At 68.0% G+C, this 14630-nt stretch carries 12 protein-coding genes; 7 read left to right on the top strand and 5 right to left on the bottom strand.

What is annotated here, in order from left to right:
* Window positions 1-102 precede the first annotated feature (102 nt).
* Both MKL20_RS23970 and MKL20_RS23965 read left to right on the top strand, forming a co-directional pair.
* On the top strand, window positions 103-1071 hold the full coding sequence (locus tag MKL20_RS23970; protein ID WP_244038773.1) for an alginate O-acetyltransferase AlgX-related protein: 969 nt from the start codon (window positions 103-105) through the stop codon (window positions 1069-1071).
* An 83-nt stretch (window positions 1072-1154) separates the two neighbouring features.
* The gene (locus MKL20_RS23965) at window positions 1155-1889 is read left to right on the top strand and encodes a dihydrofolate reductase family protein (RefSeq protein WP_244038772.1); all 735 of its coding nucleotides are present in this window, start codon (window positions 1155-1157) and stop codon (window positions 1887-1889) included.
* Here the strand turns inward: MKL20_RS23965 and MKL20_RS23960 are convergent.
* A complete protein-coding gene (locus MKL20_RS23960) occupies window positions 1858-2892 on the bottom strand; it encodes an alpha/beta fold hydrolase (protein WP_244038771.1) in 1035 nt (344 codons plus the stop codon). The genes MKL20_RS23965 and MKL20_RS23960 overlap by 32 nt on opposite strands.
* Before the next feature lie 74 nt (window positions 2893-2966).
* The gene (locus tag MKL20_RS23955; protein WP_244038770.1) at window positions 2967-4031 is read right to left on the bottom strand and encodes a WcbI family polysaccharide biosynthesis putative acetyltransferase; all 1065 of its coding nucleotides are present in this window, start codon (window positions 4029-4031) and stop codon (window positions 2967-2969) included.
* 184 nt (window positions 4032-4215) lie between these two features.
* Between MKL20_RS23955 and MKL20_RS23950 the strand changes: the two genes are divergently transcribed.
* On the top strand, window positions 4216-5547 hold the full coding sequence (locus MKL20_RS23950) for an MFS transporter (RefSeq protein WP_244038769.1): 1332 nt from the start codon (window positions 4216-4218) through the stop codon (window positions 5545-5547).
* Between the two features lie 743 nt (window positions 5548-6290).
* The gene (locus tag MKL20_RS23945) at window positions 6291-6920 is read left to right on the top strand and encodes a hypothetical protein (protein ID WP_244038768.1); all 630 of its coding nucleotides are present in this window, start codon (window positions 6291-6293) and stop codon (window positions 6918-6920) included.
* Between the two features lie 171 nt (window positions 6921-7091).
* On the opposite strand, the gene MKL20_RS23940 is transcribed toward MKL20_RS23945, so the two are convergent.
* Window positions 7092-7946, bottom strand: a complete 855-nt coding sequence (locus tag MKL20_RS23940) for a LysR family transcriptional regulator (protein ID WP_244038767.1) — start codon at window positions 7944-7946, stop codon at window positions 7092-7094.
* 94 nt (window positions 7947-8040) lie between these two features.
* Between MKL20_RS23940 and MKL20_RS23935 the strand changes: the two genes are divergently transcribed.
* Window positions 8041-9342: an aspartate aminotransferase family protein gene (locus tag MKL20_RS23935; protein ID WP_244038766.1), complete on the top strand. Its 1302-nt coding sequence runs from the start codon at window positions 8041-8043 to the stop codon at window positions 9340-9342.
* A 162-nt stretch (window positions 9343-9504) separates the two neighbouring features.
* Here MKL20_RS23935 and MKL20_RS23930 read toward each other — a convergent pair whose 3' ends face one another.
* Window positions 9505-11370 carry an ABC-F family ATP-binding cassette domain-containing protein gene (locus MKL20_RS23930; RefSeq protein ID WP_244038765.1) on the bottom strand — a complete coding sequence of 622 codons (1866 nt, stop codon included), beginning with the start codon at window positions 11368-11370 and terminating at the stop codon, window positions 9505-9507.
* 322 nt (window positions 11371-11692) lie between these two features.
* Between MKL20_RS23930 and MKL20_RS23925 the strand changes: the two genes are divergently transcribed.
* A complete protein-coding gene (locus MKL20_RS23925) occupies window positions 11693-12760 on the top strand; it encodes an HD-GYP domain-containing protein (protein ID WP_244038764.1) in 1068 nt (355 codons plus the stop codon).
* Between the two features lie 10 nt (window positions 12761-12770).
* Here the strand turns inward: MKL20_RS23925 and MKL20_RS23920 are convergent, their stop codons facing one another.
* The gene (locus MKL20_RS23920; protein ID WP_244038763.1) at window positions 12771-13682 is read right to left on the bottom strand and encodes a UDP-3-O-acyl-N-acetylglucosamine deacetylase; all 912 of its coding nucleotides are present in this window, start codon (window positions 13680-13682) and stop codon (window positions 12771-12773) included.
* Between the two features lie 259 nt (window positions 13683-13941).
* On the opposite strand from MKL20_RS23920, the gene MKL20_RS23915 reads away from it, so the two are divergent.
* Entirely contained in the window at window positions 13942-14628 is a 687-nt protein-coding gene (locus MKL20_RS23915) for a Crp/Fnr family transcriptional regulator (RefSeq protein ID WP_243965547.1), read from the top strand.
* Window positions 14629-14630: the final 2 nt, after the last annotated feature.

Raw genomic sequence — 14630 nt, 5'->3', positions numbered from 1 at the left:
GGCTGGAGTGGTCGCCGATCGGCCATGTTTCCGGCTTGTATCCCGCGCCGACGGGCGGCATGTGTCGGCGCGGCCGACAGGCGTTCAGGAGATGGCGGGGCTTTGGCTCAGACAGGCGCGCGGGGTATCGCGGTCGGGCGGGACGGCTGGCTGTTCTGGGTCGGCCGCAAGAACGAGTTGGTCGATCTGTACTCCGAGTCCGCGGCGACCCGTCGGCTGCTGCGCCGCTGGGTGCGGCTGGTTGAAGCCCGCGTCCGCCGGGCGAAAGCGCTGGGTGCGACCTACGTCCACGCCATCGTGCCGGAAAAGATCGCGATCCATGCCGACACGCTCGACCGGCCGTTCCCGAACCTGACCGACCCGCCCGGCACGCGGCTCGGACGGCTCCTGGCGGCGGAAACGCAAGCCGAATTGCTCGACCTGTACGAGCCGCTGCAGGCGGCGCGGGCCGAAGGGCCGGTCTACCTGCAGACCGACACGCACTGGAACCATCGCGGCTACATCGCCGCATACCGGGCGCTGTGCGCCGCGCTCGGGATCGCCCCGGCCGCGCATGTGGTCGAGGCGACCGGGCATCTCGAGCGCTTCGTGTTCGACCTCGGCGGCAAGCTCAAACCGCCCGTGGACGAGGCCTACTTCGCCCACGATTTCCCGCGGCGCGCCCAGCGCAGCGAGGCCAACGCGCTGGTGCAGCTGCGCGAGACCGGCCGGGTCGCCGGCCGGGGCGGGTTCTTCGTCGGATCGCGCGCCGTGATGCGCAATCCCGAAGCCGCCGATCCCCGACGCATCGTGCTGTTCGGCGATTCCTATGTTTTCGACCAGGGACCGCGGCTCACCGCGATGCTGGCCGAGAGTTTTCGCGAGGTCCACGCGATCTGGTCCGCCGAGATCGACTGGGCCTACGTTGCCGCAGTGAAGCCGGACCTCGTGGTCTACGAGATCGCCGAGCGGTTCCTGCGGCGCGTGCCGACCGACCGGTTTTCGGTCGACGCCTTCGCGGAAAGCCGGGTCCGGCGGGAACTGAACCCCAACGTCATCGATCGCCTGCGCCGCCTGCTGCGCCTTCGTTGACGCGCCGGAAAACCGAGCGGCGCGTTGTCGGGCGGCCTCTCGCCCCTATCGTTTCGATCAGAGTCTAAAGACCGGAACACGACATGGCCGACGCGCAACGCCCTTACGTCATCTGTCACATGACCACCTCGGTGGACGGTCGGATCAAGTCCCGCCGCTGGAAGACCCTCGACGCCGACAGCCATTACGAACGCGTCCACGGCGAATTGAATGGCGATGCCTGGATCTGCGGGCGGGTAACCATGCAGGGCTACGCCGACAGCGCCGATCCCTTGCCCGAACCGGTCCTCGACGACACGAGTCCGATCCCCCGGGACGATCACGTCGCGAAGGGCGGGGCGTCCAGCTACGCCGTGGCCCTCGACGCCCGGGGCCGCCTGGATTGGGGCGCCCGGAACGAGATCGAGGGCGACCACATCGTGGTCGTGCTGACCGAATCCGTGCCGGACGCGCACCTGAGGACGCTGCGGGCCGGCGGCCAATCCTACCTGTTCGCCGGCGAGACAACGGTCGATTTTGCGCTGGCGGTGACCAAGCTGCGGGCGCTGTTCGGGATCGAGCGGCTCTTGGTCGAAGGTGGTGGCCACATCAACGGCTCGATGCTGAAAGCCGGCGTGATCGACGAACTCAGCCTGCTGCTCGCGCCGGCGGTCGACGGCGTGTCCGGCACGCCGGCCCTGTTCGATTTCGCCGGGGAGGAGGCCGATTCCATGGGCGGCCGCTGCAAGCTGGATCTGACGTCCTGCGAGACGTTGTCGGGCGGCGTCGTCTGGCTGCGCTACCGCATCACGCCGGTGGCCGAGGCGGAGCCCAGGTGAGATCCGTCAGGAAGGCGTCGTAATCGGCGGTGACATCGTCGAGCCGCTCGAAATGCGGGAAGGCGCCGGTCGGCAGGCTGACCACGCGCCAGTTCGGCCGTCCGGCGACCCGGGGCGCCAGCCGGTAATCGACGAAGTCGCCGCGGCGTCCGTGGACCATCCAGACCGGCAGACGCAGCTCTTCGTAGAGCCGCGTCGAATCGGTCGGGAACAGGTGGCCGGAGATGAAGCAATACGGGGCGTGCTCGGCGCCCAGCTGATGCGCCGAGGCATAGTCGTACGCGAACAGACCCTCGTCGATATCCCGCGAGCCAAAGGTCTTCTGCAGGAAGAAGCGCATGCTTGGACGCGAGGCAAGCGCATCGAACAGGGGTCGGCCGAACGGTTTTCGATCCAGAAGATCCCGCACGGCATCCCGCCCACGGTGACCATCCGGCGGTCCGTCACCGGACAGCCGTGCGTCAAAACCTGTCGGGCTGATCAGGCCGAGGCTGCGGTAATCGTCGGGCCGCTCGAGGGCCGCGCGGGCGAGGTAGGAGCACGACAGCGACAGCGCCATGGCGTCGATCGCCCCGCCCCGGTGCCGGCGGCGGATCTCGGCCACCGCCGCGTTGATCGCCTCCACCATCAAGCGCGGGGTGTAGCGGCGGCGCGAGCGTTCGGAGAACCCGAAGCCCGGCAGGTCGAGCGCATAGACCGGACGGGACCTGCGGTAATGCTTGTAAAGGGGGCGAACCTCATAAGCATTCGCGGCCGCGTTGATCGAATGGATCAACAGGAGCGGCACGCCCTCCACATCGTTCGTCCCGTAGAGCGAGATCACACCGGCGCGCTCCGTCGCGAGCCGGTCATGCCGGCCGGGCAGGGCCGGCGGCAGATCCATCTGCCGGTTCACGGCAAATCGGCTCCAGCCGACGAGGCTTCCTGCGGAGCCGAGAAACGTCAGGGCCGCGGCGATCCCGTAGGATTTGGCGCGACCCTGCTTGTGCGGCTCACGACTCATCGGGCTCCCCAACCTCAGTAGGCCCCGGCCCGGACTGCGCGGTGCGCCGGTAGAGGGGAGACAGTGCCGTCGTTTCAGGATGCGTGGCCGGCCAGGCTACCCGCGGCGACGGCCGGGGTGCGTCCGGTCGGCCGGATCGGGCTGATGTCCCGGCCCGCGGCCTCGCGGAAGAAATCCACGGTCGCCGGATCGTTGCGCCAGCCCTGAACGCGCTGCGAGACCAAAGCCTCGCGCGGGCGCCGGTCGTAATTCGCGTAGGCCGCGGCCACGAATTCCGCCCGGGTCATCGTGCGGGCGGGGCCCGAGCGGCGTGTCTCCGCCTTGAAGAACAGGGCGCTGCCGGGAATGCCGTAATGCGCGGCGATCTCCGGATAGACCGGCCAGCTGCCCTGGCCGCCGAGATCGTCGGGCACGAACGCGTCGAGGTCGCATTCGGGAAAGGCCACGCCGGATTTGGTCAGGAGCCCGCGGGCCAGGTCGGCGACCACGTAGAGCTTGGTGTGGTTGATCGAGTGCATGAAGCAGCCCCGCCGCGCCCAGCGCGTGAGGTGCGTGTCGAGATCGTACTGCGCCTGGGCGCCGAGGCCGCGCAGGTAGGACACCGACTCGTTCCAGAGGTCGAAGTAGCCCAGCCGCTCGAACACCGGCTCGGCGAACAGGCGCAAGGCCTGCGCCTGCGAGAAGCCCGCCAGGTAGGCGTAGAGCGTGATCGCAGAGTGCGAATGCCCCATCGGCCCGGAGATCAGGCCGTTCAGCGAAACGGCATCCTGCACGCCGACATGGATCAGGTCGGGATGGTAGGCGCCGAACACGATGGTCGGGATCAGCCGGACCTTGGGGTGGGTCCGGAACCGGTCGATCGTGCCGCCGTCCTTGAACCGCGGCAGGTAGATGCTGGAATAGACGTGGTCGTAGCCGTCGGCATGCGCCATCAGGTCGACGAGCTTCGGGAAGCGCCGCGTCGCCGTGAAGGCCGAGACGAAATCCACCTGCGCGTCTGGCAGCAGGAAGCGCAGCACCTTGGCCATGGAGCCGGCCTGGCAGACTCCAACCACCAGGATGCGGGGCGAGCCCGTCCGCTTCTTCCCGATCTGCGCGAGCCGGTGCCGCGCGCGCCAAAGGCTGTCCACCGTCAACATGCCGCTTCTCTCGCATGTCCGCGGGCGGCGGGCAAACCGGCCCAACGGCTATTGACGCGTATCGCGCGCGCGAAGCCGCGCGTGATGCAAGGCCATGACAGTCGAACGAAGTTGTCGTGCACCGGCACTGGCAGCCAGGCCGCCGCTGATCCAAGCCGGGGGCGGCAGAGCCCGGAGGATTACGATGGCCCCGACAAACGTGCCGGATGCAATCCCGGATATCGAGCGGGAGACCCTGCGCAAGGTCACCTGGCGGATCCTGCCGTTCCTGATGCTCGCCTACTTCATCGCCTTCGTCGACCGGGTGAATGCCGGCTTCGCCGCCTTGCAGATGAACCACGATATCGGCCTCTCCGCGGCGCAGTTCGGGCTGGGCGGCGGCCTGTTCTACGTGTCCTATGTGCTGTGCGAGGTGCCGAGCAACCTCGCCATGGAGCGGTTCGGCGCGCGGATCTGGATCGCCCGGATCATGATCACCTGGGGCCTCGTCTCGGCCGCCATGGCCTTCGTGGCCGGACCCACCTCCTTCTACGCCGTTCGCCTGCTGCTCGGCGCTGCCGAGGCGGGCTTCTTCCCCGGCGTGATCCTGTACCTGACCTACTGGTTCCCCCGCGCCTATCGGGGGCGGATCGTGGCCGTGTTCATGGTGGCGATCCCGATCTCCAGCTTCCTCGGCTCGCCGATCTCGGCCTCGATCCTCAACACCGACGGGATGCTGGGCTTCCGCGGCTGGCAATGGCTGTTCATCCTGGAGGCGCTCCCGGCCGTGCTGCTTGGCGTCATCGCCTTCGCGGTCCTGCCCGATGGGCCCGGACGGGCGCGCTGGCTCACCCCGCAGCAGAGCGCCTGGCTCCAGGACCGGCTGTCCGCCGAGCGCGCCTCGGTGGTCGCTGGCGAAGGTGCGCCGGCCCGCCACCTCTCGGTTTGGCAGGTGATGCGCAACCGCTACGTGCTGGCTGCCTCGCTGATCTACGCGGGGGCCTCCGGCGCCAGCCAGTGCCTGTCGCTCTGGCAGCCGCAGATCATCAAGTCGTTCGGGCTGACGAACCTGGAGACCGGGTTGCTGAACTCGATCCCGTTCGGCATCGCCTCGGTGCTGATGATCCTGTGGGGTCGCTCCTCGGACCGGAGGCAGGAACGGGTCTGGCACACGGCCTTGCCCCTCGGTCTGCTGGCCCTGAGCCTGGCGGCCTCGATCGCCACCGCGCAGCTGCTGCCGACGATCCTGATCCTGTGCCTCGCCGTCACGGCCACCTACATGGTGAAAGGGCCGTTCTGGGCGCTGTCCACGGAATGGCTCTCGGCCGGTGCGGCGGCGGCCGGCATCGCGCAGATCAACGCGATCGGCAATATCGGCGGCTTCGTCGGCACCTACCTGCTCGGGGTGATCAAGGACTCCACCGGCAGCTATCCGCTCGGCCTGCTGCCGCTGGTGGTGCTCTCGGGGGCCGGCTGCCTGCTGGTACTCGGGCTCGGGCGGGGCCGCCCTCAGGCTGCCGCGGCAGCACAGGCTTGAGCGCGTCGCTGATTCGCACGCGGCTATCCTTTCAGGCGCGACTCGGACGAAGGCGCCCCTCAAGCGCGATTCATCCTGCCGGACGGTCCTCCAACCGCTCAGACCCTCAAATTTCTGTGGTGGACCGGCACGTTACGACGAGCGCGATAGGAGCGGCGAACTTTACGATGTGATCAGTATCGCTGAAATTGCCCAATTCTGACGGGTCGTGGGCGTTTTTTCAGATCTGCGCGAAAAATATCAGCGCCGGATTTCTGTAAGTCTCCCCGCGCGCTGCTTGGCAGCCTGGCGTGTTGACATGTCAAGGCTGTGATGTGCTTATTCCTATGCTTGGAGTATGAAACTCCGGGCGGGCTCTTCCTCGGCCATGATAGCCTTCGGAAGATCGGGAGCGCAGCAATGGCGCGCTTCAATTTAAAAACCCGGATTTTATATTCATATTGCAGTCGCTGTTGCGCTTGGCAATTGGTATTCGCCGTATGGCAACGTGTATTCATGCGAGTGAGGTTATTTTATGCTGCAACGGGACGCTGCCAGCTCGTGCGGCTGGCAGCGTCGCAACGACAGCGTCGGAGTTGGGTTGTCGACGCTCGAAATTGGGGAGGGGACGATTTTTTAATTGAGTGACTCATGAAGAAAATAATACTGCCTTGATATTTTATATGAGAATAGGTGGTGCAGTACTTCGTTGAGGTGCGATTTTATGCGGAATGTCGTCAGACCAAGCACTTGGAGCTCGTGAGATGTTTGCTATCAGTCCCGTCGTGTCTACGTCCGTCACCGCATTGAGGCCTCTCCAGGTCGATGCGCCGGAGCGGGTCGCGTCGGTGATAGCCAGCGTGCTTCCCGTGCCGGTGGCGCTGGATCCGAGGACGAATTACACCCTCTCGACCCAGGCGGCCGATGCCGTGCTGTCTCTTGTTCAGGTGAAGGCGCCCACACAGGATACGCTCGCGCTTCTCCCGCAACAGGTGGAAACTCCGCCGGTCAACGATACCGAGAACGCGACACAGCCCAAGCTCGTCGGCGATACGCGCCCGGATGGGAGCGCGAACGGCGACGAAACTTCGGCACCCCCGATTTCTAACGGTCGAACCACGACAGCAGGTTTCGAATCATCGCCTGTCGAACCGAAGACCGCCCAGCAGGCCAAGCACGCCGCCGACTGGGAGGCGTATCTTTATAAAATCACGCATATCGACAACAACGTCATGAATGCGATCAGTTTCTATCTGATGGCCAACGACGCCAATTATCGGGATTTCAAGAACGAACATCCCAGTGTCGATATTCATTGGATCAACGTTGATAATAAAAAGATCGTCTCTCTCTGGCCGAGGATAACCGACAAGTGGTTCCCTGAGGCGGTCTGACGAATTTTTGTCCTTGATCAACAACGGGTCGAACGCGCTGCGACGATGCGAAGGTTTGATCCTGTTCCGGACGTGATCGAACGGCGTTTGTCCGTCGGGGGCCACGGACCCAGGGCCATCGGCCTCCTGTGATCGAAGTTTCGGCGGCGATCAGACGGAGACAGCTCGGGATCACAGAACCGGCAGCAGGCTCCGGATATGGGCCGCGAAGGCACGGGTGAGCGGCGAGGCGTGCCGCTCCTCGAGCCGGACCACGAGGCCGATCTTCGGCAGGGCGGGTAAGCCGGCGGTGCGCGAGAGAATGCGCAAGTCGCCAGGCACGGCGGCCTGGGTGAGCACCGCGATCGCCTGCCCGGAGCGCACCACCGCAAGAAGGCCCGAGAGGCTGCCGCTGGCATAGGCGATCCGGTAGTTGCGCCCGGCCTGAGACAGGGCTGCAAGCGCCGCGCGATGGTCGAGCGTATCCGGATCACCCAGCGCGAGGCGGAGCGGGTCCGGCCGGTCGGTCCCACCGTCCTTGGCACCGACCCAGACGAGCGCCTCGCGGCGCAGGATCGCCCGCTCAGCATCGAGGGGGATCGACACCAGCGCCAAGTCGAGGCCGCCCCGCTCGTAACGACTCACGAGCCGGGGCGTCGCGGCGCAGACAACCTCGATCACCACGGCCGGATGGAGCTGGGCGAAGCTGCGCAGCAGCGCCGGCAGGAAGGCATCGGCGTAATCGTCCGGGCAGCCGAAGCGCAGCGTCCCGTCCAGGCGCCCGCCGGAGAGTTCCGCCAGGGCGTCGTCGTGTGAGGCCAGGATCCGGCGCGCATGGACCAGCAGGCGCTCGCCATGGACCGTCAGGACCACGCCGCGCCCGGTCCGGGTCAGGAGGGGCTGGCCGACGATGTCCTCCAGGCGCTTCATCTGCATGCTGAGCGCGGCCTGGCTACGACCGACCCGCTCCGCGGCCCGGCTCAGGGCACCGCTCTCGGCGACGTGGGCGAAGCTGCGCAGCAGGTCGATATCCAGGCTCACAGCCATCAGAAATCCTGAAGCCTCGGTTCAGATCTATAAGCTACCGTGACGGCGCGTCCGTCCCTAGCATGGCCTGACCTTCGACGGAGCCGAGGCAGCCATGACGCGGAACGCAGACCCCGATTTCTGGACCCGGGCGCGCCGGCATCTCGTACGCTACGGCGGGACCTTCGCGCCGCTGATCATCGAGCGCGCGCAGGGCAGCTTCGTCTACGACGCCGACGGCCGCGCCATCCTCGACTTCACCTCCGGCCAGATGAGCGCCATCCTGGGCCACGGCCATCCCGAGATCGCCGCCGTGGTGGCCGATCACGCGGCGCAGCTCGACCACCTGTTCAGCGGCATGCTGACCCGCCCGGTGGTCGACCTCGCCACGGAGCTGGCCCGCCTGGCACCAGGCGACCTCGAGCGCGCGATGCTGCTCACCACCGGTGGCGAGGCCAACGAGGCGGCCCTGCGCATGGCCAAGCTCGCCACCGGCGGCTGGGAGGTGGTGAGCTTCGCCCAGTCCTGGCACGGCATGACCGCGGGGGCCGCGGCGGCGACCTACAGCGCCGGCCGCAAGGGCTACGGCCCGGCCGCGATCGGCTCCTTCGCGATCCCGGTCCCGAACGCCTATCGACCGGCCTTCGAGAAGGACGGCGCCGCGGATTGGCAGGCCGAGCTGGATTACGCCTTCGCGCTGATCGACCAGCAATCCACTGGCAACCTCGCGGCCTTCCTGGCCGAGCCGATCCTGAGCTCGGGCGGCATCATCGAACTGCCCCTCGGCTATCTCGCCGCGCTGAAGCGCAAATGCGTCGCGCGGGGCATGCTGCTGATCCTCGACGAGGCCCAGACCGGCATCGGCCGCACCGGCCTGATGTTCGCTTGCGAGCGCGACGGCGTGGTGCCGGACATCCTGACCCTGTCGAAGACCCTGGGCGCCGGCCTGCCGCTCGCCGCCCTCGTCACCACGGCGGAGATCGAGGAACGCTGCCACGCCCGCGGCTTCCTGTTCTACACGACCCACGTCTCCGACCCGCTCCCGGCGGCGGTGGGCCTGAAGGTGCTGGAGATCGTCCAGCGCGACGGGCTCGCCGCCCGGGCCGCGGAAGCGGGCGAGCGGCTATCGGCGCGGCTGCATGCGCTGCAGCAGCGCTTCGCCTGCATCGGCGATCTGCGCGGGCGCGGGCTGCTGCAGGGCATGGAGATCGTGGCGGATCGCCGGACCAAGGTCCCGGCGCCGGACCTCGGGGACACGATCACCCGGCGCTGCCTGGAACTCGGCCTCAGCATGAACATCGTGCAGCTGCCGGGCATGGGCGGCGTCTTCCGCATCGCCCCGCCGCTGACCGTCTCCGACGCCGAGATTGATCAGGGCGTAGACATCCTGGAGCGGGCCCTCGAAGCCTCGGTGTAACCCGCCCAAGACCGGGATCCCAAAGGGCTCAGCCCTTTGGCGGGGTTCGGGGCAAGATTTCAGGGCTTGGCCCACGAGAAACCAGGGCTCCGCCCTGGACCCGCAAACGGTCGGAGACCTTTTGAAACCAGGACTTTCGCGATCGGTCCTGGAAGCAACGCCTCAGGCCGCCTCGATCTCTTCGCTGACCATCAGCCATTCCTCCTCGGCGGCGGCCAGGGCGCTCGCGGCGTCCGCGCGCATCTTGGCGATCTCGCCGGCCTTGGCGGCGTTCTCCCGGAAGGCCGAGCCGTCCTCCAGCGCCGCGTCGATCTTCTGGATCGCCGCTGTGAGCTTGGCCATGCGCGCCTCGATCCCGTCGAGCTTCTTCCGCAGCGGGGCGAGGGCGGCGCGGCGCTCGACGCCAGCCCGGCGGGCCTCGGCCTTCTGGCCGCCCGCGGGCTCCACGTCGCGCGTCTCCTCGCGCTCCGGGCCGGACAGGACGAAGCGGCGGTAATCGTCCATGTCGCCGTCGAAGGTTTTTACCGTGCCGTCGGCCACCAGCCATAGCCGGTCGGCGCAGGCCTCGACCAGGAACCGGTCGTGGCTCACCAGGATGACGGCGCCCTCATAGTCGTTGATCGCCTCGACCAGCGCTTGGCGGCTCTCGATGTCGAGGTGGTTGGTCGGCTCGTCGAGGATCAGCAGGTGCGGGCCGTGGAAGGCCGCGAGCCCCATCAGCAGCCGCGCCTTCTCGCCGCCGGAGAGTTTTTCCACCGGCGTGTCGGCCTTGTTGGCGCCGAAGCCGAGCCGGGCGGTGGCCGAGCGCACCTTCGCCTCCGGCACGTCCGGCATCAGCGTGCGGACATGCGCGTAGGCGCTCTCGGCAGGGCGCAGCTCGTCGAGCTGGTGCTGGGCGAAGTAGGCCACCTCCATCTTGGAGGAGCGCCGCACCTCGCCACCGATCGGCCCCATCCGACCGCCGATCAGCTTGCAGAAGGTCGACTTGCCGTTGCCGTTGGCGCCGAGCAGCGCGACGCGATCGTCGGGCGCCAGGCTGAGGTCGAGCCCGCTGAGCACGACGCGGTCGCCGTAGCCGGCCTTGACCCGCTCCATGGAGACGATGGGTGGCGACAGGGGCTTTTCCGGGCTCGGCAGGTGGATCACCGGCACGTCGTCCTCGATCAGGGCCGCGATCGGCTCCATCTTGGCGAGCCGCTTCACGCGCGACTGGGCCTGGCGCGCCTTGGTCGCCTTCGCCTTGAACCGGTCGATGAAGCTCTGGAGATGCGCCCGCTCGGCATCCTGTTTCACCTTGGCCTTGGCGAGCAGCATGCGCTTCTCGGAGAGCTGCTTGGCGAAGCTGGTGTAGCCGCCCCGGTAAATCGTCAGCTTGCCGCGGTCGAGGTGCAGGATGTGATCGACGCTGGTGTCGAGCAGATCGCGATCGTGGCTGATGATGATCGCGGTGCGCGGGTAGCGCTCCAGATAGTCGTAGAGCCAGAGCGTGCCCTCGATATCGAGGTAGTTGGTTGGCTCGTCCAGCAGCAGCAGGTCGGGCTCGGAGAACAGCACGGCGGCAAGTGCCACGCGCATCCGCCAGCCGCCGGAGAAATCCGCGCAGGGGCGGGCCTGCGCGGCCGCGTCGAAGCCGAGGCCGTGCAGGATGGCGGCGGCCCGCGCCGGCGCCGAGTGGGCTCCGATATCGACCAGCCGGGTCTCGATCTCGGCCCGGCGCAGGCCGTCGGCGTGCTCGGCCTCGGCCATCAGCCGGGCGCGCTCGGTGTCGGCGGCGAGCACCACCGCGTGCAGCGTCTCCGGTCCGGCCGGCGCCTCCTGGGCGACCGCGCCGATGCGCATGCCCTTGGGCAGCGAGACCGATTTCGCGTCCACGGGCAGGTCGCCGAGGATCGCCTTGAACAGCGTCGTCTTGCCGGCGCCGTTGCGCCCGACGAGACCCACGCGCGCGCCCTCGGGGATCGAGAAATTCGCGGCGTCGAGGATCAGGCGATCGCCGATGCGGTAGGTGAGGTCATGGACGCGCAGCATGGCGGCGTTCTGGCCGTCCGGGCCCGGAGAGGCAAGCGCCCTGTCGGCCCCTTCGCACGTTGCCCGGCCGGGCAAGAAGACGCGCCTGCGGAGCCTTCATGGCTGCGCTGAAACGCGTGATCGAAAGCAGTCGCTTTAACGGAATTGCATCACTCTCGGTCGAATATAGGACACTTCTTCGGTGCCGGCGCCGCGGATAGTGTTCAGCCCGCTCGATGGCCGATGCCGGAAAGCCGGAGTTTCGCGGTTGCGGAGCGGCGCCGTGAAGGCGGGTCCGCTGCGTTGTGCGCCCATCAAGGGGGCGTGTGGTGGGAGAGGCGCTTTGGGTCGCACCGTGATCCTGACCGATGATCTCAGCCGTGGCGAGCGCCTGGTGCGCAACCTCGGTGGCGGTCCCGGCCTCGTCCTCCACGATCTCTACGGCGATGCGGAGCCGCCCCCGGGCGCTGCGCTGGTGATCAGCGATGTCAGCGCGCTGACCTCGGATGCCGTCCTCCGGCTGCGCCGGGCGCTCGCCGTCGCGCGCGACAGGACCACGCCGTTCCTCGCGCTGATCCACGGCAATCTCGGGCGCGGCGAAATCCAGGCGACCGCCCTTGGGGCCACGCGGATCCTTCCGGCCTCCGCGGCGAACGCGATGCTCGTCAACGCGGTCTCAGCGCTCAGCAAGCCGGGACCCGAGCGCGAAGACGGTGGCGACCTGCAACGCTGCGCCGAGGAGGCGCGGTCCGCCTTCGCGGCAATCTTCCACGGAGACACGGCGCCGGCCGCCGCGATCGTCGATGCCGGCACCACCATCGTGAACCGGGCGATCCGCGAATCGAAGGTCCGCGACTGGCTGAACGTGGTCGCCGGCTTCGACAACGTGACGCATCGGCATTGCCTGACGGTCGCCGGCCTGGCCGCGGCCTTCGCCCAGAGCCTGGGGCTCAACGAGGCCGACGCCCATCACCTGACCAAGGGCGCGCTGCTGCACGATATCGGCAAGTCGAAAATTCCGCTGGCGATCCTCAACAAGCCGGCGCCGCTGACCCCGGCGGAGCGGGTCGAGATGGATCGGCATCCGGCGATCGGCCATGCCATGCTGGTCGACGGCGATTACGATGCCGGGACGCTCGCCGTCGTCCGCTCGCACCATGAATATCTCGACGGGTCGGGCTATCCGGACGGCCTTCGAGCGGCGCAGATTCCCGACCTCGTCCGGCTGATCACGATCTGCGATATCTTCGCGGCGCTCATCGAGGCCCGGCCGTACAAGGCGCCGAAGTCGATCCAGGAGGCTTATGCGATCTTGACGGCGATGGGCCCGAAGCTCGATGCCGATCTCCTCCGCGCCTTCCGCCAGGTGGCGATGGCCTGCGAGCAGCCCGGCCAGCGGCTGTCGGCCTGAACCGAAGCCGTCAGATCAGCTCCCAGGCCGTTCTCTCGCGCATCAACGCGCCGACCAGGGCGTGATTCAACTCGTGCCCGGTATGGAAGGCCATCACCCGGCCCTCGACCGGGTGTCCCGCCAGCATCAGATCGCCGACGAGGTCCAGGACCCTGTGGCGGACCGGCTCATTCGGGACGCGCATCCCGCCGAGGACGCTCCCCCGCCAGAGCAGCGCCGCCGAGCGCGGCGACACCCCCTGCAGGAAGTCCCGGCCCGTGGCGTAGCCGTAGGCGCGGCCGGCCATGGCCCGAAGATACCGGCCGAAGCTGCGCGCGGGCGCGATCTCCCGCAGGAAGCTCTCCGGCGTGATGGCGCCGGACCAGTCGATCGCGCCGAAATGGGCGAGCGCGACATGGCCGGTCACGTGGAGACCCGCGCCCGGCCCGATCTGGATCCGGCGTCGTCCGTCCTCGACGGCGATCGTCTGGCGCATCCGGATCACCCGGCAGGGGAAGGGCTGCTCGACCCGGCCCACCCGCCGGATCGCGTCGCACCAGGGCAGCGCGCTGCCGTCGAAGATCGGCAGCTCGTCGGCATCGATCTCGGCCAGCACGTTGTCGATCCGGAGCGCGTGCAGCGACGCCATCAGATGCTCGATCGTGCGCACCAGCGCGCCCTCGTGCCGGATCGCCGTCGAGAGCGGCTGCGATTCCCGATACTGCCAGAGCGCGGGCACATCGATGGTGCGCCCAGTCTCCAGGCGGCGCCGAAAGACAATGCCGTGCCCCGCAGGCGCCGGGCAGACCCGGACGGTGGCATAGCGGCCCGAATGCAAGCTATGGCCGGACCGCTCGAACGCATCGGCCAATGTCGCCTGACACCGGCCGACCGGCACGACCGGGCCGGAATTCAAAGCTGCAATGTCGAACTCTTGGTGCATCGGGAATCGTCGGGCGCTGCGGCGCGGGCAATTATCCCTCTGCACCGATCCACGCTAATAAACTCCTGTTCAGCCAAGCGCGGCTTGACCGGCCAGCGCGTGACCGTCACGATCGGTCCCGCCTCATCGATCGAGCGCGGCCGGATCGGTGCGCGGCTCCGAGATGCGGGCTGCTCCCGTCCCAAGTGTTGCTGGTCCAGAGTTGCTGGTCGGCCCCGTCAGGGCAGGGACGGAGGCCGGGGCCGAAGGGACAGGATCGATGGCGCGGTTGGGGACGATACCCTTCTTCAAGGATCCGGGCATCGAGCTCGGTCCATTCGAGACCCGCTGCCACTGGCGCCGCTTCGACGAGAACGAGGTGCTGGTCGACTTCGACGACATCTCCACGGACGTCTACTTCATCGCCTCGGGCGAGGTCCGCATCCTGAACCGGACCCAGTCCGGCAAGGAGGTGATCCTCGGCGAGATGCGCGGCGGGGCCTTCTTCGGCGAGCTCGCCGCCATCGACGGCATCGGCCGCTCGGCCAACGTCACGGCGCTCACCCGCGGCGAAGTCTGCGTGGTCCCGGCCACGGTGTTCCGCCAGATGGTGTTCGCCTCCGAGGCCATCGCCGACCGGCTGTTCCGGCTGCTGGCGAAGCGCGTGCGTGAACTCAACACCCGGCTCATGGAGCACGCGCTCCTCGACCTGAAGCACAGGCTCTACGCCGAACTGCTGCGCCTCTCGGTCCCGAGATCCGGAACGTCGGGCGAGCGGGTCGTGTCGCCGCCGCCCTATCACCACGTGCTGGCCGCCCGGATCGGCTGCCGCCGCGAGCAGGTCACCCGCGAGTTCACCGCGATGGCGGCCGAGGGGCTGGTCGATCGCACCCGCGGTGCCCTGGTCCTGCGCCGGCCCGACCTGCTCGAAGCGCGCGTGGCCGAGGCGCTGCGCGAGGATTCCTGAGG

It is taken from the genome of Methylobacterium sp. E-066 (assembly GCF_022829635.1).
Taxonomy (GTDB): Bacteria; Pseudomonadota; Alphaproteobacteria; order Rhizobiales; family Beijerinckiaceae; genus Methylobacterium.
Note: the sequence above shows the minus strand (reverse complement) of the source record. Positions and strands in the feature narration are given on the sequence as shown.

Bases quoted from the DNA above. Each gene is read 5' to 3' on its own strand.
- MKL20_RS23965 (WP_244038772.1), top strand. From the start codon at position 1,155: ATGGCCGACGCGCAACGCCCTTACGTCATCTGTCACATGACCACCTCG.
- MKL20_RS23960 (WP_244038771.1), bottom strand. From the start codon at position 2,892: ATGAGTCGTGAGCCGCACAAGCAGGGTCGCGCCAAATCCTACGGGATC.
- MKL20_RS23955 (WP_244038770.1), bottom strand. From the start codon at position 4,031: ATGTTGACGGTGGACAGCCTTTGGCGCGCGCGGCACCGGCTCGCGCAG.
- MKL20_RS23950 (WP_244038769.1), top strand. From the start codon at position 4,216: ATGGCCCCGACAAACGTGCCGGATGCAATCCCGGATATCGAGCGGGAG.
- MKL20_RS23945 (WP_244038768.1), top strand. From the start codon at position 6,291: ATGTTTGCTATCAGTCCCGTCGTGTCTACGTCCGTCACCGCATTGAGG.
- MKL20_RS23940 (WP_244038767.1), bottom strand. From the start codon at position 7,946: ATGGCTGTGAGCCTGGATATCGACCTGCTGCGCAGCTTCGCCCACGTC.
- MKL20_RS23935 (WP_244038766.1), top strand. From the start codon at position 8,041: ATGACGCGGAACGCAGACCCCGATTTCTGGACCCGGGCGCGCCGGCAT.
- MKL20_RS23930 (WP_244038765.1), bottom strand. From the start codon at position 11,370: ATGCTGCGCGTCCATGACCTCACCTACCGCATCGGCGATCGCCTGATC.
- MKL20_RS23920 (WP_244038763.1), bottom strand. From the start codon at position 13,682: ATGCACCAAGAGTTCGACATTGCAGCTTTGAATTCCGGCCCGGTCGTG.
- MKL20_RS23915 (WP_243965547.1), top strand. From the start codon at position 13,942: ATGGCGCGGTTGGGGACGATACCCTTCTTCAAGGATCCGGGCATCGAG.